Origin of the sequence: Ensifer adhaerens (assembly GCF_020035535.1) — a bacterium.
Lineage (GTDB): Bacteria > Pseudomonadota > Alphaproteobacteria > Rhizobiales > Rhizobiaceae > Ensifer.
Map to the genome: position 1 here is coordinate 34,959 of NZ_CP083349.1, position 23,595 is coordinate 58,553.

Annotated in this window: 21 protein-coding genes; 18 read left to right on the forward strand and 3 right to left on the reverse strand. The window is 62.8% G+C overall.

What is annotated here, in order from left to right; translation table 11 throughout:
- Nucleotides 1-18: 18 nt before the first annotated feature.
- The 17 genes from LAC81_RS00175 to trmB all read left to right on the forward strand — a co-directional run bounded on the left by LAC81_RS00175 (nucleotide 19) and on the right by trmB (nucleotide 18,630).
- Entirely contained in the window at nucleotides 19-2,862 is a 2,844-nt protein-coding gene (locus LAC81_RS00175; RefSeq protein ID WP_113536626.1) for a [protein-PII] uridylyltransferase, read from the forward strand.
- Nucleotides 2,859-4,463, forward strand: coding sequence for a murein biosynthesis integral membrane protein MurJ (murJ, locus tag LAC81_RS00180; RefSeq protein WP_223726260.1), 1,605 nt, complete (start codon nucleotides 2,859-2,861; stop codon nucleotides 4,461-4,463). The genes LAC81_RS00175 and murJ overlap by 4 nt, the downstream gene beginning before the upstream one ends.
- Nucleotides 4,463-4,855 carry a VOC family protein gene (locus LAC81_RS00185; RefSeq protein ID WP_223726261.1) on the forward strand — a complete coding sequence of 131 codons (393 nt, stop codon included), beginning with the start codon at nucleotides 4,463-4,465 and terminating at the stop codon, nucleotides 4,853-4,855. Before murJ ends, LAC81_RS00185 begins: the two co-directional genes overlap by 1 nt.
- A gap of 112 nt (nucleotides 4,856-4,967) precedes the next feature.
- Complete coding sequence (gene trpS, locus LAC81_RS00190) at nucleotides 4,968-6,032, forward strand: tryptophan--tRNA ligase (RefSeq protein ID WP_223726262.1); 1,065 nt, start codon at nucleotides 4,968-4,970, stop codon at nucleotides 6,030-6,032.
- Nucleotides 6,033-6,172: 140 nt separating this feature from the next.
- On the forward strand, nucleotides 6,173-6,664 hold the full coding sequence (locus LAC81_RS00195) for a universal stress protein (protein WP_113536622.1): 492 nt from the start codon (nucleotides 6,173-6,175) through the stop codon (nucleotides 6,662-6,664).
- A gap of 164 nt (nucleotides 6,665-6,828) precedes the next feature.
- Complete coding sequence (locus LAC81_RS00200; RefSeq protein ID WP_223726263.1) at nucleotides 6,829-7,395, forward strand: NifU family protein; 567 nt, start codon at nucleotides 6,829-6,831, stop codon at nucleotides 7,393-7,395.
- 152 nt (nucleotides 7,396-7,547) lie between these two features.
- The gene (gene tsaB / locus LAC81_RS00205; protein ID WP_223726264.1) at nucleotides 7,548-8,207 is read left to right on the forward strand and encodes a tRNA (adenosine(37)-N6)-threonylcarbamoyltransferase complex dimerization subunit type 1 TsaB; all 660 of its coding nucleotides are present in this window, start codon (nucleotides 7,548-7,550) and stop codon (nucleotides 8,205-8,207) included.
- A 6-nt stretch (nucleotides 8,208-8,213) separates the two neighbouring features.
- Nucleotides 8,214-8,711 carry a GNAT family N-acetyltransferase gene (locus LAC81_RS00210; protein WP_113536619.1) on the forward strand — a complete coding sequence of 166 codons (498 nt, stop codon included), beginning with the start codon at nucleotides 8,214-8,216 and terminating at the stop codon, nucleotides 8,709-8,711.
- Nucleotides 8,712-8,864: 153 nt separating this feature from the next.
- Nucleotides 8,865-9,656 carry a lysophospholipid acyltransferase family protein gene (locus LAC81_RS00215; protein ID WP_223726265.1) on the forward strand — a complete coding sequence of 264 codons (792 nt, stop codon included), beginning with the start codon at nucleotides 8,865-8,867 and terminating at the stop codon, nucleotides 9,654-9,656.
- Between the two features lie 71 nt (nucleotides 9,657-9,727).
- Nucleotides 9,728-11,128 carry a tRNA (N6-isopentenyl adenosine(37)-C2)-methylthiotransferase MiaB gene (gene miaB, locus LAC81_RS00220; protein ID WP_223726266.1) on the forward strand — a complete coding sequence of 467 codons (1,401 nt, stop codon included), beginning with the start codon at nucleotides 9,728-9,730 and terminating at the stop codon, nucleotides 11,126-11,128.
- 27 nt (nucleotides 11,129-11,155) lie between these two features.
- Nucleotides 11,156-12,211, forward strand: a complete 1,056-nt coding sequence (locus LAC81_RS00225; protein WP_113536616.1) for a PhoH family protein — start codon at nucleotides 11,156-11,158, stop codon at nucleotides 12,209-12,211.
- An 18-nt stretch (nucleotides 12,212-12,229) separates the two neighbouring features.
- Nucleotides 12,230-12,736: an rRNA maturation RNase YbeY gene (ybeY, locus tag LAC81_RS00230; protein ID WP_223726267.1), complete on the forward strand. Its 507-nt coding sequence runs from the start codon at nucleotides 12,230-12,232 to the stop codon at nucleotides 12,734-12,736.
- 12 nt (nucleotides 12,737-12,748) lie between these two features.
- Nucleotides 12,749-13,915, forward strand: a complete 1,167-nt coding sequence (locus tag LAC81_RS00235) for a hemolysin family protein (protein WP_113536614.1) — start codon at nucleotides 12,749-12,751, stop codon at nucleotides 13,913-13,915.
- 221 nt (nucleotides 13,916-14,136) lie between these two features.
- Nucleotides 14,137-15,732, forward strand: a complete 1,596-nt coding sequence (gene lnt / locus LAC81_RS00240; protein ID WP_223726268.1) for an apolipoprotein N-acyltransferase — start codon at nucleotides 14,137-14,139, stop codon at nucleotides 15,730-15,732.
- A gap of 146 nt (nucleotides 15,733-15,878) precedes the next feature.
- Nucleotides 15,879-16,295 carry a helix-turn-helix domain-containing protein gene (locus LAC81_RS00245; RefSeq protein WP_113536612.1) on the forward strand — a complete coding sequence of 139 codons (417 nt, stop codon included), beginning with the start codon at nucleotides 15,879-15,881 and terminating at the stop codon, nucleotides 16,293-16,295.
- A gap of 198 nt (nucleotides 16,296-16,493) precedes the next feature.
- Entirely contained in the window at nucleotides 16,494-17,762 is a 1,269-nt protein-coding gene (gene metK, locus LAC81_RS00250) for a methionine adenosyltransferase (RefSeq protein ID WP_113536772.1), read from the forward strand.
- A 169-nt stretch (nucleotides 17,763-17,931) separates the two neighbouring features.
- Nucleotides 17,932-18,630 (forward strand): tRNA (guanosine(46)-N7)-methyltransferase TrmB, encoded by a 699-nt coding sequence (trmB, locus tag LAC81_RS00255; RefSeq protein WP_223726269.1) that lies wholly within the window; start codon nucleotides 17,932-17,934, stop codon nucleotides 18,628-18,630.
- 279 nt (nucleotides 18,631-18,909) lie between these two features.
- Here trmB and LAC81_RS00260 read toward each other — a convergent pair whose 3' ends face one another.
- Together LAC81_RS00260 and LAC81_RS00265 are read right to left on the reverse strand one after the other, a co-directional pair.
- Entirely contained in the window at nucleotides 18,910-19,167 is a 258-nt protein-coding gene (locus tag LAC81_RS00260) for a DUF1150 family protein (protein WP_113536610.1), read from the reverse strand.
- A gap of 47 nt (nucleotides 19,168-19,214) precedes the next feature.
- Nucleotides 19,215-19,646, reverse strand: coding sequence for an Hsp20 family protein (locus tag LAC81_RS00265; RefSeq protein ID WP_223726270.1), 432 nt, complete (start codon nucleotides 19,644-19,646; stop codon nucleotides 19,215-19,217).
- Nucleotides 19,647-19,902: 256 nt separating this feature from the next.
- On the opposite strand from LAC81_RS00265, the gene LAC81_RS00270 reads away from it, so the two are divergent.
- Nucleotides 19,903-20,847 carry a nucleoside hydrolase gene (locus tag LAC81_RS00270; protein ID WP_223726271.1) on the forward strand — a complete coding sequence of 315 codons (945 nt, stop codon included), beginning with the start codon at nucleotides 19,903-19,905 and terminating at the stop codon, nucleotides 20,845-20,847.
- A gap of 74 nt (nucleotides 20,848-20,921) precedes the next feature.
- Here the strand turns inward: LAC81_RS00270 and LAC81_RS00275 are convergent, their stop codons facing one another.
- Entirely contained in the window at nucleotides 20,922-23,321 is a 2,400-nt protein-coding gene (locus LAC81_RS00275; protein ID WP_223726272.1) for a methyl-accepting chemotaxis protein, read from the reverse strand.
- Between the last annotated feature and the right edge of the window lie 274 nt (nucleotides 23,322-23,595).

Here is a 23,595-nt window from a genome sequence, read left to right on the forward strand (position 1 = left end):
GACGCCCCTCGGCACTTCATGGGCAGACACGAAATATCTTTCCCCGAGATCCTCGACGTCGCAGCGCTGCGGGCGAAATGCGACTTCATCGCTTCGGCCCATGCCGAACAGCGCGATCCGATGCGCCAGGCGCTGCTCGCCGCCTTCAAGCAGGCGAATGTCGCCGGGCGCGCCAAGGCGCGCGAGCTGTTCAACGCTGACGGCGCCGGCATTCTCTGCGCCGAGCGCATTTCCTGGCTGCAGGATCAGCTGATCACCGTACTGCACGATTTCGTGCTGAACGAGATCTTCGACGCCGCCAATGCGCCACCGGCCTCGCGCATCGCCGTCGCCGCGGTCGGCGGTTATGGTCGCGGCACGCTGGCGCCGGGCTCGGACATCGACCTTCTGTTCCTGCTGCCGGTCAAGAAGGCCGTCTGGGCGGAGCCGGCGATCGAGTTCATGCTCTACATCCTCTGGGATCTGGGCTTCAAGGTCGGTCACGCTACGCGCACCATCGACGAATGCATTCGTCTTTCGCGCGCCGACATGACGATCCGCACGGCCATTCTCGAGACGCGCTACATCTGCGGCTCGGAGACGCTGAGCGCCGAGCTCGAAACCCGTTTCGACCATGAGATCGTGCGCAACACCGGCCCCGATTTCATCGCCGCCAAGCTTGCCGAGCGCGACGAGCGCCACCGCAAGGCGGGCGATACGCGTTATCTCGTCGAGCCGAACGTGAAGGAAGGCAAGGGCGGTCTTCGCGACCTGCACACGCTGTTCTGGATCGCCAAGTATTTCTACCGGCTCAAGGATACGGCCGACCTCGTCAAGCTCGGCGTGCTGTCACGGCAGGAATACAAGCTCTTCCAGAAGGCCGAGGACTTCCTCTGGGCGGTGCGCTGCCACATGCATTTCCTGACCGGCAAGGCGGAAGAGCGGCTGTCCTTCGACATCCAGCGTGAGATCGCCGAAGCGCTCGGTTATCACGATCACCCCGGCCTCTCGGCCGTCGAACGCTTCATGAAGCACTACTTCCTGGTGGCGAAGGACGTCGGCGACCTGACGCGCATCTTCTGCGCTGCGCTCGAAGATCAGCAGGCAAAGGATGCGCCCGGCATTTCCGGCATCATCGGCCGCTTCACCCACCGCAGCCGCAAGATTGCCGGCACGCTCGATTTCGTCGACGACGGCGGCCGCATCGCGCTTGCCAGTCCGGATATCTTCAAGCGCGATCCGGTCAACCTTCTGCGCTTCTTCCACATAGCCGACATCAACGGGCTCGAGTTCCATCCGGCAGCGCTGCGCCAGGTTACCCGCTCGCTGAGCCTGATCACGCCGCACCTGCGCGAGAACGACGAGGCGAACCGCCTGTTCCTGTCGATCCTCACCTCGCGCCGCAAGCCGGAACTGATCCTCAGGCGCATGAACGAGGCGGGCGTGCTTGGCCGCTTCATCCCGGATTTCGGCAAGATAGTCTCGATGATGCAGTTCAACATGTATCATCACTATACGGTCGACGAGCACCTGTTGCGCACCGTCGACGTTCTCTCGCGCATCGAGGGCGGCATCGAGGAAGAAGCCCACCCGCTGGTCGCCAAGCTGATGCCCGGGATCGAGGATCGCGAGGCGCTCTATGTGGCCGTGCTTCTGCACGACATCGCCAAGGGCCGGCCGGAGGATCATTCGACCGCCGGCGCCAAGGTGGCCCGCCGGCTCTGCCCGCGCTTCGGACTTTCGCCGAAGCAGACCGAACTCGTCGCCTGGCTGATCGAGGAACATCTGACGATGTCGATGGTCGCGCAGACGCGCGACCTCAACGACCGCAAGACCATCGTCGACTTTGCCGAACGGGTGCAATCGCTCGACCGGCTGAAGATGCTCCTGGTGCTGACGGTCTGCGATATCCGCGCCGTCGGCCCGGGCGTGTGGAACGGCTGGAAAGGTCAGCTGCTGCGCACGCTCTACTACGAAACCGAACTGCTGCTGTCGGGTGGCTTCTCGGAACTGTCGCGCAAGGAGCGCGCGGCGCACGCCGCTACCATGCTTGGCGACGCACTGACGGACTGGTCCGAAAAAGAGCGCGAGGCCTATGTGCGCCTGCACTATCAGCCCTATCTGCTGACGGTCGCGCTCGAAGATCAGGTGCGCCATGCGCGCTTCATCCGTGAGGCCGATGCCGCCGACCAGGCGCTGGCGACCATGGTGCGCACGCACCAGTTTCATGCGATCACCGAAATCACCGTACTTTCGCCCGACCACCCGCGCCTGCTGACCGTGATTGCCGGCGCCTGCGCGGCCGCCGGCGCCAACATCGTCGACGCGCAGATCTTCACGACCTCGGATGGCCGCGCGCTGGATACGATCCTGGTCAACCGCGAGTTCGCGGTGGATGGGGACGAGATGCGGCGCGCTGCCAGCATCGGTAAGCTGATCGAGGATGTGCTTGCCGGCCGCAAGCGCCTGCCGGAAGTCATCGCCAGCCGAACGAAGGTGAAGAAGCGCACTCGCGCCTTCACCGTGACGCCGGAAGTGACGATCAGCAACACGCTGTCGAACAAGTTCACGGTGATCGAGGTCGAGGGGCTCGACCGCCCGGGCCTCTTGTCCGAGATCACCGCGGTGTTGTCCGATCTCTCGCTCGATATTGCCTCGGCCCACATCACCACCTTCGGCGAGAAGGTGATCGATACCTTCTATGTCACCGATCTCGTCGGCCAGAAGGTAACGAGCGAAAACCGACAGATGAACATTGCCGCCCGCCTCAAGGCCGTCATGGCCGGCGAGGGTGACGAAGCCCGCGACCGCATGCCCTCCGGCATCATCGCGCCGCCACCGGGCGTCTCCTCCGCTCAAAGAACGACAAAAGCCGAAACATGAGTCTGGTCAAGAAATTTGCAACCGTCGGCGGCGCGACCCTTGGAAGCCGCCTGTTCGGCTTCATCCGCGAAACCTTCATGGCGGCAGCGCTTGGCACCGGGCCGGTCGCCGACGCCTTCAACACGGCCTTCCGCCTGCCGAACACCTTCCGCCGGCTGTTTGCCGAAGGGGCTTTCAACTCCGCCTTCGTGCCGCTCTTTGCCAAGGAGATCGAGGCGAACGGCATGGAGGGCGCGCGACGCTTTTCCGAGGAAGTCTTCGGTGTCCTCTTCACCGTTCTGCTCTTTCTGACGATCGCAATGGAACTGACGATGCCCTTCATCGTCAGCAAACTGATCGCTCCCGGCTTCGCCGATGATCCGGAAAAGCTCGGCAATACCATCATGTTTGCCGGCATCATGTTCCCCTATCTCGCCTGCATGTCGCTGGCGGCGATGATGGGCGGCATGCTGAACTCGCTGCATCGCTTCTTCGCAGCAGCGATTGCGCCCGTCTTTCTCAATGTCATCCTGATCGGGGTGCTGGCCTATGCCTGGTATGCGGGTCAGGATCCGGTGGCCGTCGGCTACGCGCTTTCCTGGGGCGTCATGGCGGCCGGTCTGGTGCAGCTGGCGATCGTCTGGATCGCCGTGCGCGACGCCGGCATCAAGATCGGCCTTCGCCGGCCGAAGATGACCGCCAGCGTCAAGCGCCTGCTGGTGCTGGCCCTGCCGGCGGCAATTACCGGCGGCATCACCCAGATCAACCTCCTGATCAACACCAACATCGCCTCGAGCAGCGAAGGCGCGGTCTCGTCGCTGGTCTATGCGGATCGCATCTACCAGTTGCCGCTGGGTGTGGTCGGCATCGCCGTGGCGACCGTACTGCTGCCGGAACTCGCTCGTGCCCTTCGCTCCGGCAATCTCAACGAGGCGTCGAACCTGCAGAACCGCTCCGTCGAGTTCACGCTGTTCCTGACGTTGCCGGCCGCGGCCGCGCTGCTGGTCATGTCCGAGCCGATCGTCCGGCTGCTCTTCGAGCGCGGCAAGTTTGCGCCGGAATCGACCATCATCGTCGGCCATATCCTGGCGATCTACGGTCTCGGCCTGCCGGCGTTCGTGCTGATCAAGGCCTTCATTCCCGGCTTCTTCGCGCGAGAGGATACGCGCACGCCGATGATCTTCGCTGCTATCTCCGTCGTCGTGAACGTGTCGCTGGCGCTCACCCTGTTTCCGCGGCTCGGTGCCAGCGGCATAGCCACCGCCGAGATCGTCGCCGGCTGGGTCAATGCGGTCCTGCTGTTTGCAACGCTCGTCTGGCGCGGTCATTGGGGCAGGGATATCCCGTTGTTGACCCGCATTCCGCGCCTCGTCATCGCGGCCGCCGGCATGGCCGCCGCGCTCTATTTCGCGATCGACTGGTTCGCCTTCGAACTCTCCTCCGCCGCGCCGCTCGTGACGCGGGCAGCAACCCTCTTCGGTCTGGTCTCGGCAGCGATGGTGGTCTACTTCGCGCTCGCCTTCGGCCTTGGCGGTGCCAGCCTCGGCATGATCCGCCGCAGCGTCAAGCGCCAGGCGACAGCACCGGCGGAGGCCGTTGCGGCATCGGAGGCGAGCGACTGATGCGCCAGACGATCGCGCGCGTCGCATTGGTCGTTCCGGACTACGATGCCGGCATCGCCTTCTATTGCGGCAAGCTCGGCTTCGACCTCGTGGAAGATACCAGGCTCGACGACAGCAAGCGTTGGGTCGTCGTTCGTCCGAAGGGGGCGGTCGAGACTTCGCTGCTGCTCGCCAAGGCCGACGGCGAACGCCAGCAGGCGGCGATCGGCAACCAGACCGGTGGTCGCGTCGGCTTCTTCCTCTTCACCGACGATTTCGCCCGCGACCATGCAGCGATGCTGGCCGCCGGCGTCGTCTTTCTGGAGGCGCCGCGGCACGAACCCTATGGCGTCGTCGCCGTCTTCAGCGACCCGTTCGGCAACCATTGGGATCTGCTGCAACCGGCGGCGTGATGGGGCTTCTCCGAGCCCCTTGATTGCCTCTCATCCTGCGTGCATAAGCCATGCCGTTAGCAACATGGGCGACAAGAGCCCTGGGGCCCTCCACCAGCCTATTGAGGACGACATGAACGAATTCAAGCCGCTCGTATTCTCCGGCGTTCAGCCGACGGGCAATCTCCATCTCGGTAACTATCTCGGCGCGATCCGCAAGTTCGTGGCGCTGCAGGAAAACAACGATTGCATCTACTGCGTCGTCGACCTGCATTCGATCACGGCGCAGCTCGTGCATGAGGACCTGAAGGGGCAGATCCGCTCGATCGCCGCTGCCTTCATCGCTTCGGGCATCGATCCGAAGAAGCATATCGTTTTCAATCAGTCCGCGGTGCCGCAGCACGCCGAACTTGCCTGGATCTTCAACTGCGTCGCCCGCATCGGCTGGATGAACCGCATGACGCAGTTCAAGGACAAGGCCGGCAAGGACCGCGAGAACGCCTCGCTTGGACTGCTTGCCTATCCGAGCCTGATGGCGGCTGACATTCTCGTCTATCGTGCGACCCACGTTCCGGTCGGCGACGACCAGAAGCAGCACCTGGAACTGACGCGCGATATCGCCCAGAAGTTCAACATCGACTTCATGGAGCATATCCGCAGCGCCGGCTACGGTGTCGACATGGTCGTCGGCGAAGAGCCGATCCATGCCTACTTCCCGCCGGTCGAACCGCTGATCGGCGGCGCGACTCCGCGTGTCATGTCGCTGCGCGACGGCACCAAGAAGATGTCGAAATCCGACCCGTCCGACCTTTCGCGCGTCAACCTGATGGACGACGCCGAAACGATCTCGAAGAAGATTCGCAAGGCCAAGACCGATCCGGACGCGCTTCCGAGCGAAGTGGATGGTTTGAAGGGGCGCCCGGAAGCGGAAAACCTCGTGGGCATCTACGCGGCGCTGTCGGACAAGACCAAGGAGCAGGTGTTGGCCGAATTCGGCGGGCAGCAGTTCTCGGTGTTCAAGCCGGCGCTCGTCGATCTGGCTGTCGAGGTCCTGTCGCCGATCACCACCGAAATGCGCCGCCTGATGGGCGACACCGCGCACATCGACGCGATCCTCAGGGATGGCGGCGAGCGCGCGCGTGCACGGGCCGAAAAGACGATGCGCGAAGTTCGCGATATCATCGGCTTTCTGCAGTAAACCGGAGAAATAGGGTCTCCGCGCCCCAGTTCACGGCGAGCGGGGCGCGGGCGCAAAGCCGCCCTCGCTTTCGTGGTCGCGCTCCAAAAAGGCGAAAATGAGAGCTTGCGGCGGCTCGCCCGGGATGTAATGTTCACCCTATGGTCTCGACCCGACTCTCTCGACTTGAAGGTCACCGCCGCAAATTCATGGCGGTGATTGACGATACCCCGGAATGCGGGCGCGCCGTGCACTATGCGGGCATGCGCGCCAAGAATTCGAATGGCGGTCTCGTCCTGCTCTATGTGATCGCCGATGGCGACTTCCAGCAATGGCTGGGGGTCGAGGAAATCATGCGTGCGGAAGCGCGCGAGGAAGCCGAGGCGACTCTCGCCAAGGTGGCTCAGGCCGTCCGCGAGCGGATCGGCATCGAACCTGAGATCGTTATCCGCGAGGGGACCGCTACCGAGCAGATCCATGCGGCGATCGAGGAGGATCGCGACATTGCCATTCTGGTGCTGGCCGCCGGATCGGCAAAAGAGGGCCCAGGCCCCCTGGTGTCGTCGATCGCCGGCAAGGCCGCAGCCTTCCCGATCCCCGTCACGGTCATCCCCGATGCCTTGACGGATGAGGAGATCGACGCGCTCAGCTGATCGGTATCGGTTTTCACGGGCATGCGGGATGCGGCGGAAAACCGCGCACACTTTTGCTCATCCCGCTTCATGCGCTCTTGCGACCATGGAGCCATCCTCCTATATTCTTTTGAACTATTCTAAAGAGCTGGGCGAATGTCGCTCCCGGCGAAACGGAGACAGACATGTTCATTCAGACCGAAGCCACGCCGAACCCGGCGACGCTGAAGTTTTTGCCGGGCAAGGTTGTTATGGAAAACGGCACTGCCGAGTTCCGTGACGAGGAAGAAGCGCGCGCCGGCTCGCCGCTGGCGGCACGGCTGTTTTCGATCCCGGGCGTCACCGGCGTCTATTTCGGCTATGATTTCATCACCGTCAGCAAGGAAGGCCAGGAATGGCAGCACCTGAAGCCGGCGATCCTTGGTTCGATCATGGAACATTTCATGTCGGGCCAGCAGATCATGGCCGGCAGCGGTCGCGCCGAGCAGTCGGACCAGGAAGACGAGTTTTTCGACGAGGGCGACGAGACGATCGTTGCCACGATCAAGGAGCTCCTGGAGACCCGCGTGCGCCCGGCCGTTGCTCAGGACGGTGGCGACATCACCTTCCGTGGCTTCAAGGACGGTACCGTTTTCCTCAACATGAAGGGCGCCTGCTCCGGTTGCCCGTCGTCCACCGCGACGCTGAAGCATGGCGTGCAGAACCTGCTGCGCCATTTCGTTCCCGAGGTGGAAGCCGTCGAGGCCGTCTGACACCGGACGCCGTCCGGCGTCCGAGCTAGGTGATATGAGGGAAAGGATGCGCGGGTTTCCGTCCGCGTCCCGACCCAGCCGAGTAGTATCGATTTTGCCGCAAAGCCCCGCCGGCTTTGCGGCTTGTGGCGTCTGAAAGATCCAGCGTTGAAATGATTGTACTTGCGATCGACACGTCCGGCTCGGGCTGCTCCGCTGCCGTCTACGACAGCGAAACCGCCGTTGTGCTCGGGCGCTCTGGCGCCGATCTCGGCAAAGGTCATGCCGAGCGGCTGATGGAATTCGTCGACGAGGCGCTGGCCGTGGCCAGCCGATCGCTTGCCGACATCGACCGCATCGCGGTCACCGTCGGCCCTGGCTCGTTCACCGGCATTCGCGTCGGCGTGGCCACTGCCCGTGGTCTGGCGCTGGCGCTCGGCAAATCTGCCGTCGGCGTCTCGACGCTCGCGGTCCTGGCTGAAGGCATCCGCGCAGCAGCGCCCGGCAGGGAAGTTCTCGTCGCCATCGATGCCAAGCGGGACGAAGTCTATGTCCAGGCTTTCGACGCGACCGGTGCCGCCGCCAGTGAGCCAGAAGCGCTCTCCGTCGAAGGTGCGCGCGAGCGTTTCTCGAGTTTCGATGGCGTCATCGGCGGCTCCGGCGCCCATCTCGTTGGCCCGGATGCCGATGCCAAGGCCCCCGAATTCATCGATATTGCCTTCGTCGCCACGCTCGGCGCCGCAGCCGATCCAGCCTCGGCCAAGCCGCGACCGCTATATCTCAGAGGCCCCGACGCCAAGCCGCAGGCGGGCTTTGCGATTGCCCGAGCGTAGACCGAGATGAGCTTTACCGACTACTTCACCCGCCGCACCGAATTCGACATCTTCCCGCTGGAGGAGGCCGATCTGCTGGCTGCGGCAGCATTGCATCGCCAACGGTTCGCTTCCCCCTGGAGCGATGGCGAAATTCACGCGCTGCTCGTGCAGGAAACGGTGTTCGGCTTTGTCGCCCGGCAGACCAATGGCAGCTTCCGCCCGGCCTTCGGCGGTTTCGTGCTGTCGCGCGCCGTCGCCGGCGAGGCCGAAATCCTGACGATCGGCGTCGAGCCGCGCTATGCACGCTCCGGCCTCGGCTGGCGGCTGATGCAGGCGGCGATGCGCGAGGCGCTGGTCAAGGGCTCCGAGGCGTTGTTCCTCGAAGTGGACGAGACCAATCAGGCGGCGATCGGGCTTTACCGTAAGCTCGGCTTCAACAAGGTCGGCGAACGCCGTGCCTATTACCAGGACAAGGCCGGCCAGCGGACCGCCGCGCTTGTCATGCGCCTCGATCTTCGCTAGTCCCGAGCGCATAAGAGCGCGATGAGGATAAGTGTATGCGGTATTCCGCCCGCATCCTGCTCTAACTTTTTCGGTGTCGATCACGTCATGATTTTGGGTGGATTCGGCCCAAGACCATCGTGATCCAAGGTCGCGCAGGAACTCTTTTCCCGGATGATCAATTGGCTACGGATTGCGATCTTCGCAGCGCTTCTGGCGCTGGTTTCGCTCGTCCTGATGCCGATCCAGATCGTCTGCCTCTGGCTGAACCTGAAACTGCGCCGCCGTTTGCCGCGATACTGGCACCGGCTCGCCTGCTACCTGCTCGGCATCAAGGTGCGGGTTCACGGCGAGGCGGAGCGCCGTCGGCCGCTGCTCATCTGCGCCAACCATGCCTCCTGGAAGGACATTCTGGTGCTGTCTTCGGTCGCCGATGTCGTCTTCGTCGCCAAGTCCGAGGTGAAGAGCTGGCCGGTCTTTGGCGTCCTTGCCCGGCTGCAGGCGTCGATCTTCGTCGAGCGCGAGCAGAAGCGCTCGACCGGCAAGCAGGTGAGCGAAATCGGCGAGCGCATGGCGGCGGGCGAGATCGTCGTACTCTTTCCGGAGGGAACGACGTCCGACGGCAACCGTCTGCTGGAGATCAAGACGTCGCTCTTCGGTGCTGCGGCTTCCGCCGTGCCCCATTCGCCGACCGGGCTCGTGCACGTGCAGCCGGTCGCCATCTCCTATACTGGCATCCACGGCATGCCGATGGGCCGCTTCAACCGGCCGATCGCCGCCTGGCCGGGCGATACCGAACTGGTCCCGCATCTGCTCGGGATCCTGCGGGAAGGTGCGATCGAAGTCGACGTCGATTTCGGTGAGGCCATCGACTACGACCGGCACACCAATCGCAAGGAAGTAAGCCGGAAGGTTGAGCAGCGCATCCGCAGCATGTTGTCGGATCGTTTGCGCGGAAGGGCCTGAAACCCTTTCGGCAACGGCGGCCATGCCGAAAATACTTCAACTTCAGACCGCTTTGCACTAAAGAACCCGGCATGACCCAGGAAACAGCCCTTCTGTCGACAGCGCCCGTGATGGGCGACGAGCGCGCACCGGCCCGCAAGGTCTTCGTCAAGACCTACGGCTGCCAGATGAACGTCTATGATTCCGACCGCATGTCGGACGCCTTGTCGCGTGATGGCTATGTCTCGACCGATGTGCTCGAGGATGCCGACTTCGTGCTCCTCAACACCTGTCACATTCGCGAGAAGGCGGCGGAGAAGGTCTATTCCGAGCTCGGCCGCCTGCGCGACCTGAAGAAGGCGAAGGCCAAGGAAGGCCGCGAGATGGTGATCGGCGTCGCCGGCTGCGTGGCGCAGGCCGAAGGCGACGAGATCCTCCGGCGCGCGCCGGCCGTCGATCTGGTGATCGGCCCGACCACCTATCATCGCCTGCCGGAAGCACTGAAACGCGCCCGCAACGGCGAGCGCGTCGTCCAGACGGACTATGCCGTCGAGGACAAGTTCGAGCACCTGCCGGCGCCCGATAAGGCAAAGACCCGCGCCCGCGGCGTCACAGCCTTCCTCACGGTGCAGGAAGGCTGCGACAAGTTCTGTACCTTCTGCGTCGTGCCCTATACGCGTGGGTCCGAAGTCTCCCGCCCGGTGGCGCAGATCGTCTCGGAAGCGGAAAAGCTGGTCGATGGCGGCGTCCGTGAAATCACTTTGCTCGGCCAGAACGTCAACGCCTGGCACGGCGTCGGCCCCGATGGCGGCGAGTGGGGTCTTGGCGACCTGCTCACGCGTCTCGGCGAGATCGAGGGGCTTGCCCGGCTGCGCTACACCACCAGCCACCCGCGCGACATGGACGACAGCCTGATCGAGGCGCATCGCTCGATGGAAAAGCTGATGCCTTACCTGCACCTGCCGGTGCAGTCCGGCTCAGACCGCATCCTGAAGGCGATGAACCGGAGGCACACGGCGGCCGAATATCTGGCGTTGATCGAGCGCATCCGTGCGGTCCAGCCGGACCTCGCGCTATCGGGTGATTTCATCGTCGGCTTCCCCGGCGAGACTGACGAGGACTTTGAAAACACCATGCGGCTCGTCGAAGCCGTGGGTTATGCACAGGCATTTTCGTTCAAATATTCGACGCGTCCCGGCACGCCCGGCGCCGAGCTCGGCGACCAGGTTCCCGAAGACGTGAAAGCCAAACGCTTGGAAAAATTGCAGGCTTTGCTGTTTTCGCAGCAGCGCGCCTTTGCCGAATCCTGCGTCGGTCGCGAAATCGACCTGCTTTTGGAGAAGCAAGGGCGCATGCCGGGCCAGCTCGTCGGGCGTTCTCCCTGGCTGCAGCCCGTGAATGTTGATGCAAAAGCATCGCAAATCGGTGACATTATAAAGGTGCGAATCATCAAGGCCGGGCCGAACAGCCTGTTTGCAGAGATGATCGGGTAAGGACCGACAACAAGGAGCCTGAACCGCTTGAACGGACACGAATTGATCTCTTCATCATCGCGCCAGTCGAAAACCTCTGCGACAGACGCCAATCACTTCGTGCTGACATTCGAGAACAATCGGTTCGCCAGCGAACTCTTCGGCCAGTTCGACCAGAACTTGAAGCTACTTGAAGAGCGCCTGCGCATCGACGCCCGGCCGCGGGGCAATTCCGTCGCCATATCCGGTGACATCGTTGCCACCAATCAGGCGCGCCGCGCTCTCGATTATCTCTACGGACGATTGCAGAGCGGCGCGTCGATCGATACCTCTGATGTCGAGGGCGCGATCCGTATGGCGGTTGCCGCCGACGATCAGCTACAATTGCCGACCATGGAGCGCAAAGCCAAATTGACGATGGCGCAGATTTCGACGCGCAAGAAGACCATCGCGGCGCGCACGCCGACGCAGGATGCCTATATCCGTGCGCTCGAACGTTCCGAGCTCGTCTTCGGCGTAGGCCCCGCCGGTACCGGCAAGACCTATCTTGCCGTCGCCCATGCTGCACAGCTTCTGGAGCGCGGCGCCGTCGATCGCATCGTGCTTTCGCGCCCTGCCGTGGAAGCGGGCGAGCGACTGGGCTTCCTGCCCGGCGACATGAAGGAGAAGGTCGATCCCTATCTCCGCCCGCTCTACGATGCGCTCTATGACATGATGCCGGGCGACAAGGTTGAACGCGCGATCACCGCCGGCGTCATCGAAATTGCGCCGCTCGCCTTCATGCGAGGCCGCACGCTCGCCAATGCCGCCGTCATACTTGACGAGGCGCAGAACACCACATCGATGCAGATGAAGATGTTCCTGACCCGCCTTGGCGAAAACGGTCGCATGATCGTAACTGGCGATCCGAGCCAGGTCGACCTGCCGCGCGGCGTCAAGTCGGGTCTGGTCGAGGCTCTGCAGATCCTCAGAGGTGTCGAGGGCGTTTCCGTGGTTCGCTTCAAGGACGTCGACGTCGTTCGCCATCCGATGGTGGCGCGTATCGTCAGGGCCTACGAGGCCCAGACGGCCGTGCACGATGAAAGCGAGCAGGGCGACCGCTGATCGGCGGTCGTCGCGATCATGACCGCATTGGATATCCAGATCAGCGTCGAAGAGGGCGATTGGCCAGACGAAGAGACGCTTTTCGCCTTTTCCTCGCCGGTGCTGGAAGCCGCCGCAGCCTTCCTCGTGGCGGAAGAGGGCCAGCCGTTCCCGAAGATGCAGCCCGAACTGTCGCTGGTCTTCACCGACGACGCTTCCATTCGGACGATCAACGCCGAATGGCGCAATCAGGACAAGCCGACCAATGTGCTGTCCTTTCCCGCCTTCCCGGTGACGCCGGGCGCGATGCCGGGGCCGATGCTGGGCGATATCATCGTCGCCCGCGAGACGCTCGAGCGCGAGGCCGTGGAACTCGAGAAGTCTTTCGATGCGCACCTGACGCATCTTCTCGTGCATGGATTCCTGCATCTTTTCGGTTATGATCATATGGCAGATGACGAAGCCGAAATAATGGAAAGCCTGGAGACTCGCATTTTGGCGCGTCTTGGCTTATCTGACCCCTACGGGGATCGTACCCCGGATTAACAGTTTGGACCGATGAGCGATTACAAAACACAGCCTGTCGCGCTGGCGACCGAGGAGGCAGAGGCCTCCGGAGAGGCGGAGGCGGGCAGTAGTAGCACCGCCACTCGACACGAGGGCACGAAATCCACTTCGACTTTCTGGAGCCGCGCCGCGCGACTGCTGCGGGGCGCAAGCCCGTCGAGCTTGCGCGAGGATCTCGCTGACGCACTCCAGACGGATGCCGACAGCAACACGGCCTTCTCGCCCGGCGAACGGGCGATGCTCAACAACATTCTGCGTTTCCGCGAGATCAGGGTCGAGGACGTCATGGTCCCGCGTGCCGACATCGAAGCGGTCGACCAGAGCATCACTATCGGCGAGCTGATGGTGATCTTCGAGGAGTCGGGCCGCTCGCGCATGCCGGTCTATAACGAAGGCCTCGATGATCCCCGCGGCATGGTGCACATCCGCGACCTGCTTTCCTACGTCACCAAGCAGGCCCGCAACCGTCGCCGCAACGGCAAGGCGCCGGCTGCCGCGACGGCTACCGGCGAAAAGACCGAGAAAACGCCCCGTTCGCCGAAGGCGAGCTTCGACCTTTCGCGCGTCGATCTCGGCAAGTCGCTGGAAGAAGCGGGCATCGTCCGCCAGCTGCTGTTCGTGCCGCCTTCGATGCTGGCGTCCGACCTGATGCAGCGCATGCAGGCCGCCCGCATCCAGATGGCGCTCGTCATCGATGAATATGGCGGAACCGATGGTCTCGTCTCGCTCGAGGACATCGTCGAGATGGTCGTCGGCGATATCGAAGACGAACACGACGACGACGAAGTGATGTTCGCTCGCACGTCGGACGACGTTTTCGTCGCCGACGCCCGCGTTGAACTGGAAGAAATCGCCGCAGCGATCGGTCCCGACTTCGATGTGCGCGAGCAGCTCGAAGACGTCGACACGCTCGGCGGCCTGATCTTCGCTTCGCTTGGCCGCATTCCGGTGCGCGGTGAAGTCGTGCAGGCCATTCCCGGGTTCGAGTTCCAGATCCTCGACGCTGACCCGCGGCGCGTGAAACGCGTTCGCATCATGCGCAAGCGTCCGCCGGCACGCCGCCGCGTGTCGCGACCGGAGGGCGAAATCGCTCCGGAGACGGTCCCCGTCAATCGTACCAATGGCGCTGCCCCCTCCGCAGCAGCCGACGAGCAATAGTCGCTCCGACCCCGCGCGCTTCTTCGTGCGCGCGGGGTCGTATCTCCTGCCATCCGCTCCATCGGCGGATCGCTGGTCTGACGGAAGGACATGCCTTCCGCAGCCAATTCCGCCTCCTGAAGGGGACAAACAGCCCGTTTTTTGGAAGACTGGCGCCGATTGATTCGGTGGTTGTTTCGCTCCGGCGCCGTGGCTAGCGGCCGGGATCGACTGGAGGCTGCATGGTAAGACTGGCAGGCAGGGTGATGCTTCTGTCCGGGTTCCCGAGGGTATTGCTCGCGTTCTTCGCAGGGCTAATCACGGTTCTGGCTCAGCCGCCCTTCGGCATTTTTGCCTTCGCCTTCGTCTCCTTCCCCATCCTCGTCTGGCTGCTCGACGGCGCGAGCGGAAATCCGGATGGCGGCATCGTCAGGCGGCTCTGGCCGGCGGCCGTGATCGGCTGGTGGTTCGGTTTCGGCTATTTCCTCGGCGGTCTCTGGTGGCTCGGCAATGCGCTGCTGGTGGAGGCCGACGAATTCGCCTGGGCGCTGCCGCTCGCCGTCGTCGGTCTTCCGGCTTTCCTCGCGCTCTTCTATGCGCTTGCGACGCTGACCGCGCGGATATTCTGGTCCGATGGGGTGGGGCGGATCGCGGCGCTTGCGCTGGCCTTCGGCCTTTGTGAACTGCTCCGCAGCTTCCTCTTCACCGGCTTTCCCTGGAATGCCATCGGTTACGCGGCGATGCCGATGCCGCTGATGATGCAGTCCGCAAGCGTGGTCAACCTTGCGACCATCAACATGCTGTCGGTCTTCGTTTTCGCGGCACCCGCCCTCCTTGCCACGGGCAGGGGGAGCCGGATCGGCCTGTCGGCAGCCCTCGTCCTCCTCACGGCGCATGTCGGTTTCGGCTTCTATCGCCTTGCACAGCCGGCCCCGGCTTCGCCCGAGCCGCCGCTGACCGTCCGTCTCGTCCAGCCGGTGATCGACCAGGCAAAGAAGCTGGATGATCGTGAACGGGCCGCCGTCTTCGAGGAACATCTCTCGCTCACCACCGCTGCCCCCGAAAAAGGCGGCAAGCGACCGGACATCGTCGTCTGGCCCGAAACGTCGATCCCCTTCATCCTGACCGACAATCCCGACGCCCTGGCGCGGATCGCCGAGGTGCTCGATGACGATCAGATCCTCATCGCCGGCGCCGTGCGCGCGGAGGATGCGGGCGCCGGTCTACCGCCGCGCTACTACAACTCGATCTATGTCATCGACGGACGCGGCCAGATCATCGGTGCTGCCGACAAGGTGCATCTGGTCCCGTTTGGCGAGTATCTACCCTTCGAGGAGTTGCTGTCCTCCTGGGGCCTGAGTTCCGTTGCCGCCTCGATGCCAGGTGGTTTTTCGGCGGCGAAGAGCCGTTCGCTATTGACCCTGCCCAGTGGCAGGACGCTCTATCCGCTGGTCTGCTACGAGGCGATCTTCCCCGACGAAATCGGCGGCGCCGCGCGTGGTGCGGACGCGCTTCTCAACATCACCAACGATGCCTGGTTCGGCGACACGCCCGGTCCGCGCCAGCATTTCCACCAGGCCCAACTACGCGCCGTCGAGACCGGAACACCCCTTGTTCGCGCTGCCAACAGCGGTATATCAGCAATTGTTGATGCACGTGGGGTTTTAATGGTAGGATTGTCCTACAATTATAGGGGAGTGGTCGACACACTTCTGCCGGGAAAGATGCCTACGCCTTTGGACGACGCTATGCGAAGCCGAATCTTCTGGCTGAGTGCACTGTTCCTTCTTCTGGTTGCAGTGTTTTCGCGTGTTGGTTTTAATATTAGGAAGAATTGACCTAAAACCCCTAAAATTGCATAGTGGTCCGCACCATCGTCCTTGTTGTGGCGGCATTGTCTTATCACCGTGGCGGTCGCCTCGGTGAGCGGCGCTCCCGTGTGAGGCGGTGGATCAAACGAAACAGCGTGTTTGGGAACGCAGATATGATCGAAAACAAAAAGAAGCCGAACCCGATCGACATTCATGTCGGTAGTCGGATTCGTCTTCGCCGCACGATGCTTGGCATGAGCCAGGAGAAGCTCGGCGAAAGTCTGGGGATTACCTTTCAGCAGATTCAGAAGTACGAGAAGGGCACGAACCGGGTCGGCGCGAGCCGCTTGCAGAATATTTCGGGCATTCTGAACGTTCCGGTTTCCTTCTTCTTCGAAGATGCGCCGGGTGACACCTCCGGCCAGCCCGGCATGGCGGAAGCCTCCAGTTCCAACTACGTTGTGGATTTCCTTTCGTCTTCCGAGGGGCTGCAACTCAACCGTGCCTTCGTCAAGATCACGGATCCGAAGGTTCGTCGCCGCCTCGTCGATCTCGTCAAGGCGCTCGCTGCGGAAGCGGAAAGCGAATAGTTCCAACGTTCCCGTCGGGACTTGAAAACAAAGCGGCCTCTTGTGCCGCTTTTTTCATGCGCGCTTTTCCGCCGGCGCACCAAAGTGATTGGCTTGGTGGTGATATAAAGATATATTTATGTCGTTGTGCGCTTGTTTTTCGGGCGCAAAACCACTAACACCATGCCAGCGCTTTTCTTCATTGAGGGGACTTCCCGCATGCGTGCAAACTACCTGTTCACGAGTGAATCCGTAGCCGAAGGTCATCCGGACAAGGTGTGTGACCGTATCTCCGACGAGATCGTGGATCTGGTCTACCGTGAGGCCGCCAAGACCGGTGTCGACCCATGGGGCGTTCGCATCGCTTGCGAAACCCTGGCGACCACCAACCGCGTCGTCATTGCCGGCGAAGTGCGCCTGCCGCCGAGCCTTCTGAAGAAGGACAAGGACGGCAACGACGTCATCAACCCCTCGAAGTTCAAGTCCGCCGCCCGCAAGGCGATCCGCGAGATCGGCTACGAGCAGGATGGCTTCCACTGGAAGACGGCGAAGATCGACGTGCTGCTGCACTTCCAGTCGGCCCATATCGCTCAGGGCGTCGACAGCGCCGCCGACAAGCAGGGCGAAGAAGGTGCTGGCGACCAGGGCATCATGTTCGGCTACGCTTGCCGCGAAACCGCCGAACTCATGCCGGCGCCGATCTACTACTCGCACCGCATCCTCAATCTGCTCGCCGCCGCCCGCAAGAAGGGCGAGGGCGAAGTCGCCAAGCTTGGCCCGGACGCCAAGAGCCAGGTCACCGTACGCTACGTCGACGGCAAGCCGGCGGAAGTCACCTCGATCGTCCTGTCGACCCAGCACCTCGACGACACCTGGGATTCCACCAAGGTTCGCTCGGTTGTCGAGCCCTACATCCGCGAAGCGCTCGACGACCTGAAGATCGCTGACGATTGCACCTGGTACATCAACCCGACCGGCAAGTTCGTCATCGGCGGTCCGGACGGCGACGCCGGCCTGACCGGCCGCAAGATCATCGTCGATACCTATGGCGGTGCAGCACCGCACGGTGGCGGCGCCTTCTCGGGCAAGGACACGACCAAGGTCGACCGTTCGGCTGCCTATGCCGCGCGCTACTTGGCAAAGAACGTCGTCGCTGCCGGTCTTTCTGACCGTTGCACGATCCAGCTCTCCTACGCCATCGGCGTTGCGCAGCCGCTGTCGATCTATGTCGACCTGCATGGCACCGGCAAGGTCTCGGAAGACCAGGTCGAACAGGCCATCCGCAAGACGATGGATTTGTCGCCGTCGGGTATCCGTCGTCACCTGGATCTCAACAAGCCGATCTACGCCAAGACGTCTGCTTACGGTCACTTTGGCCGCAAGGCTGGCCGCGACGGCTCCTTCTCCTGGGAGAAGCTCGACCTGGTCAAGCCACTGAAGGCGGCGATCGACCAGGGCAGCGCCGTCAACGGCCGGGCCGCTGCCTAAGCGAACGATCGGCGTGGCCGGCAAAGCCGCGCATTGAAGATAGCGCAGTGGCCTGCTATCAGGCGCTTGCGAATTTCAGGGCGGGCGCTCCGGCAAGGAGCGCCCGCTTCGTTCATTTTGATTTTGGGTTGGCTTGATCCGGGATCAGCGTGACCAAGGGACAAACGACATGACCGAACCGCGCCGTGCCAGAGCAACCGAGGCCTTCTTCGGCCGCCGCAAGGGCAAGCCGTTGCGCGAGCGGCAGGCGGCGCATCTGGAAACCGTGCTGCCGACGCTGAAGCTCGATCTGTCGAGCGCTGCTCCGGCGGAGCTGAAGACACTGTTTCCTCAGGATGTCGGGCGAATCCGGCTGGAAATCGGCTTCGGCGGCGGCGAACACCTGATCCACCGCGCCGCCGAAACGCCCTCGACCGGCTTCATCGGCGTCGAACCCTTCGTCAATTCCATGGCCAAGCTCGTCGGTCACATCGAGGATCGCGGCGTCAGCAACATTCGCCTCTACGACGACGACGCCACCCAGGTCCTCGATTGGCTGCCGGCCGCATCGGTCGACCAGATCGACCTGCTTTATCCGGATCCGTGGCCGAAGCGTAAACACTGGAAGCGCCGCTTTGTGTCCAAGGTCAATCTCGACCGTTTTGCGCGCGTGCTGAAGCCCGGCGGCGTGTTCTGCTTCGCCTCGGATATCGACACCTATGTCAATTGGACACTGTTGCATTGCCGCGATCACGCGGCCTTCGAATGGACGGCGCAGAAGGCAGCCGACTGGCTGACGCCCTACGAGGGATGGCCGAGCACACGCTACGAGGCCAAGGCGCGCAGGGAAGGCCGGAGCTCCGCCTATCTTACTTTCCGGCGCGTCTAAAGCAATTCCAGGAAAAGTGCGAAGCGGTTTTCCGTCAGGGATTGCGTTGCTCTAAATTCAATTCCAGGAAAAGTGCGAAGCGGTTTTCCGTCCGGAATTGCGTCGCTTCAAATTCCAATTCCAGGAACAGTGCGACGCGGCCTTCCGTCCGGAATTGCGGACCAGAAGACCAACCCCAGGAACGGGCGCGAAGCGATTTTCCGCCCGGAATTTCAGGCTCGAGAGAGCGGCGGCGTCATCCCGAGAGGTCAGCGCTCACCGTCAATGGCGGGCGTAAGATCAGTGGAGTGTGACGGTGCGCAGATCGTCCTCGGCGGCCTTGAAGAAGGTGCTGGAACGGTTGTCGGTCAGGAGGATCGGTGTGCCGTCGGCGCCGAAGAGCGCCCAGAGATCAATACCCGGTCCCATCTCGGGTGCTTCCGGGAAGCAGCGCGACACTTCGTCCGAACGCATTTTCCGGATGTAACCGATTTCGCCTTCGCCCAGATGCGCGAGGTCGTTCTTCGACAGTGACGAGCTGATGGCTTTCAGTCCCATGGTGATACTCCGTGGTCGCCGGCCAGGGGAGAATCCCGCCGGTTATCCTACTCTGGGACTGAAATGTTAATTTTCTTTACCATACGCACCGGCTCAGGACGAACGAGGTCAACCGAGAGCAGGCCGTTGCGCAGCTCGGCGCCAAGAACCTTCATGCCATCGGCCAGAACGAAGGTGCGTTGGAACTGCCGCGCAGCGATGCCGCGGTGCAGGTAATCGCGATCGCCATTGTCGATCTGGCGGCCGCGAATGACGAGCTGGTTCTCCTCGGTGGTGACCTCGAGGTCCTCTTCGGAGAAGCCGGCCACCGCAAGCGTGATGCGCAGCCTTTCAGGCTCGTCGATCGATGCATCGCCGCGAATGCGTTCAATATTGTAAGGCGGATATCCGTCGTTGCCCTTGGCGATACGCTCAAGGGTCTTTTCCATCGTGTCGAAACCCAGCAGCAGCGGGCTCGTAAAGGGCGTAATTCGGCTCATTCCTCAAGTCCTTGCGAGATCAAGCGACCGTTGTTCGGACCTGCCCAGCAGCATCCTTGCGGCAATATGGTAGCTGTGCGCAATGAGTGCAAGCCGCTTGCCTCAGACGTGCACGCAAATCATAGTCCGCTCTCGCAGAATCCAACAGCGAAGCGAGGAGGGCGCATGCGGCCTCGTACCCGCTCCGGTGCATTGTAATCGATCGCGCTTTGGGTCGGGTAGACCCAGCCAAACGTGATCCAGGGAGGACGAGAGAGTGCCCGTGCCGAGAAAGATAATCATAGACACCGATCCCGGGCAGGACGATGCCGCCGCAATCATGCTCGCGTTCGGAAGCCCGGAAGAGATCGACTTGCTCGGTATTACCACGGTTGCCGGCAACGTGCCGTTGGCCCTGACGGCCCGCAACGCCCGTGTTCTTTGCGAGCTCTGCGATCGGCCGAAAGTTCGGGTCTTTTCCGGCGCCGACAAGCCGATCGCCCGCCCGCTGGTGACCGCCGAGCACGTCCACGGCAAGACCGGCCTCGATGGCCCGACGCTCGACGAGCCGACGATGAAGCTCGAGGAACAGCACGCGGTCGACTTCATCGTCGAAACCCTTCGCAACGAGACTGAGGGCACCGTGACGCTCTGCACCCTCGGCCCGCTCACCAACATTGCGCTCGCGCTTCAGAAGGCGCCCGAGATCGCGCCGCGGGTGAAGGAACTGGTGATGATGGGCGGCGGCTTCTTTGAAGGCGGCAACATCACGCCGGCGGCCGAGTTCAACATCTATGTCGATCCGGAAGCCGCCGATATCGTCTTCCGCTCGGGCATTCCGATCGTGATGATGCCGCTCGACGTCACCCATCGCGTGCTGACCCACAAGGCGCGGGTGCAGAAGATCCGCGACATCGGCAGCCGCCCGGCGATCGCCATGGCGGAGATGCTCGAATTCTTCGAGCGCTTTGATATCGAGAAATACGGCACCGATGGCGGCCCGCTGCACGACCCGACCGTCATCGCCTATCTGCTGCGCCCCGAGCTTTTCACCGGCCGGGATTGCAACGTCGAGATCGAGACCAAGTCGCCGCTGACGGCGGGCATGACGGTTGTCGACTGGTGGCAGGTCACCGGCCGGCCGCACAACGCCAAGGTCATGCGCTTCGTCGACGACCAGGGCTTCTTCGATCTTTTGACCGAGCGGCTGGCGCGCATCTGATCCCGCGCCAGATCGCCAAGCATCAAACAAAAACGGCGCCCCGAGGGCGCCGTTTCTTTTTCTCGATCTGTTGATCAGAACTCTTCCCAATTGTCCTGGGCAAGCGCGTTGGCGCCCGAGGTCTGGGTGAGTACCCGCTGCGTCGAGGCCGAGTAGCTGCTGCGTGCCGGGCTTGCAGCCGGAGCCGGCCGCGCCTCGCGGACGGGAGCCGGTGCCGGACGTTCGGCCGCACGCATGCGTTCGGCTGTGCCACGCAGCATCTCGGACGAGGAGGGCTGCGCCGAACCGGAGGCCTGGGCGACGCGGAAGCGGGCAACCAGCGCGTTGAGCGTCCGCGCCTCTTCGTTGAGCGCCATGCCGGCGGCCGTCGTCTCTTCGACCATGGCGGCGTTCTGCTGGGTCACCTGGTCCATCTGGTTGACGGCCGAGTTGATCTCCTTCAGGCCGACGGCCTGCTCGGAGGCCGAGCTCGAGATCTGGCGGATGAGGCCGTTGATCTGAACGACCTGCTCAGCGATCTTCTCGAGTGCGCCGCCGGCCTTGCCGACGAGATCGACGCCTTCGCGCACCTGTCCGGCCGAGGTGTTGATCAGAGTCTTGATCTCCTTGGCGGCATTGGCGGAGCGCTGGGCGAGCTCGCGCACTTCCTGGGCGACGACGGCAAACCCCTTGCCGGCATCGCCGGCACGGGCGGCTTCGACGCCGGCGTTGAGCGCCAAAAGGTTGGTCTGGAAGGCGATCTCGTCGATGACGCCGATGATGCGGCTGACTTCGTGCGACGACTGCTCAATACCCTTCATCGCGGCAATGGCCTTCTGCACCACTTCGCCCGACTGTCCGGCATCGCTGCTGGCCACTTCCACCGACTTGGCGGCGACCTTGGCGTTTTCGGCGCTGGCGTTGACCTGCGAAGTCAATTCGTCGAGGGCCGCCGCGGTTTCTTCCAGGCTTGCCGCCTGCTGTTCGGTGCGGTGCGACAGGTCGTTGGCGGCGCTGCTGATTTCGCTTGTGCCGTTGCCGATGTTGACGACCGAATGGTTGACGGTGCGGATCGTCTCTTCGAGGCTTTCCATCGTCGCGTTGAAGTCGCGCTTCAGCTGAGCGTATTCGCCGGGGAAATCGTCGGTGATGCGGAAAGCGAGATCGCCGGACGACAGGTGCGACAGGCCCTTGCCGAGGCGGGCGACGATGTCGCGCTGAAGGGCGCCGGTTTCGGCACGCTCGGTTTCCGAGCGATTGCGCTCGCGTTCGGCCTGTTCGCGCTCGTGGCGGGCTTCGCCCTCCAGGCGCTTGGTGTCGGCAAGCTGATGGCGGAAGCCTTCGAGCGCCTTGGCGACTTCGCCGGTTTCGTCGGAGCGATCCTGGCCGGCAATCGACTTTGTGTAGTCGCCGTGGCTGAGGTTGGCGACGTCCTTGACCAGTGCCGCGAGAGGCTTCTGCACGAAACCACGCACGGCGAGATATAGACCGAGCAGCACGGCGCCGAGTACGACGAGGCCGCCGACGATCATCATGTAGGTCTGGTCCTTGACCGGGGCATTGATCGCGGTGCGCGGCACGTCGACGAGCACGACCCAGCTGGTGTTCACGCCCGAGAGGGTGAACGGATAGACGAGACGGTCGAAAGGCTCGTTGCCATCATAGGAAAGGTTGGAGACGATGCCCGGCTTGCCGGAGGCAAGCGCATTCTTGACGACGTCGTTGCCTTCGCCGTCATATTCCTTGAGCAGGAGTTCCGGGATCGGCGCCACCAGCCATTTGCCGCTCTGCGAGAGGAGGTAGACGCGACCGGTATCGAAGGGCTTCAGCTTCGCCAGGCCATCGCCGAGCGATGCGAGCGAAATGTCGACGCCGGTAACGCCGAGAAGCTTGTCGCCGGACATGACCGGATAGGCGATCGAGCTCATCGCGGTCGGGATGTCGGTGTCCTGCGCGGTGTAGGGCTGGGTGATCGCGCCCTTGCCGCTTTTTGCAGCGAGTTTGTACCACTCGGCCGCGTAGTCGGCGCCGAAAGTGGAGTACTGGATTTCGTTGGTGCGGCTCTTCGACCAGTAGGGCGTGAAGATGCCCTTGTCGTTGCCGCCCAGTTCCTTGTTGTTGACGACGTCCTCCTGGCGACCGTCGAAGGCCTTGGGCTCCTCAGCGAACCAGCTTCCGAAGGCGAAGGGGTTCTGCTCGAGGTTCGCCCTCAGGATATTGATCACCCCCGTGCGCTCCAGCGACTTTTCGGCATGCGCGCGGCCAAGAATGCCGGCCATCGAGCGCGCTGCACTTGCAAGCTCGCCGATGTCGCCGGCGATGTCCGAGGCGATTGCCCGGGCTTCACCGCTTGCCTGTTCGAGGACCAGCGTTTCGACGCGATCCTGGGTCTGGGAGATAAGAACGAAATTCGAAGCGAGCAGGACTAGTGCGATCGTGCCGCCTGTCACCGCGATCAGTTTGGTCGCCAGCGATTTGGCTTGGAACTTGAACATGAAATCCTCACGTGCTGGGAGGTCCGCAGACTTTCACCTGCGGTGGACGCATTTCGCAATGGGGGTGAACTCCATCATGGAGCGTCAGATGCCGACCGGCATGTCGGAGGCAACCGGGTCATTTTCGACCGGCTCTCTCAGGGTCCTGAATAGACTGGAGATTCTTAAAATTGGGCCAACGCGGACGCTGTTTTACCTGTTGCTTTGATAAAATTGCGCGCGGAGCTTTATCTCCGCGACATCGCCTGTCCGGATTGCGCAAACGCTGATTTCA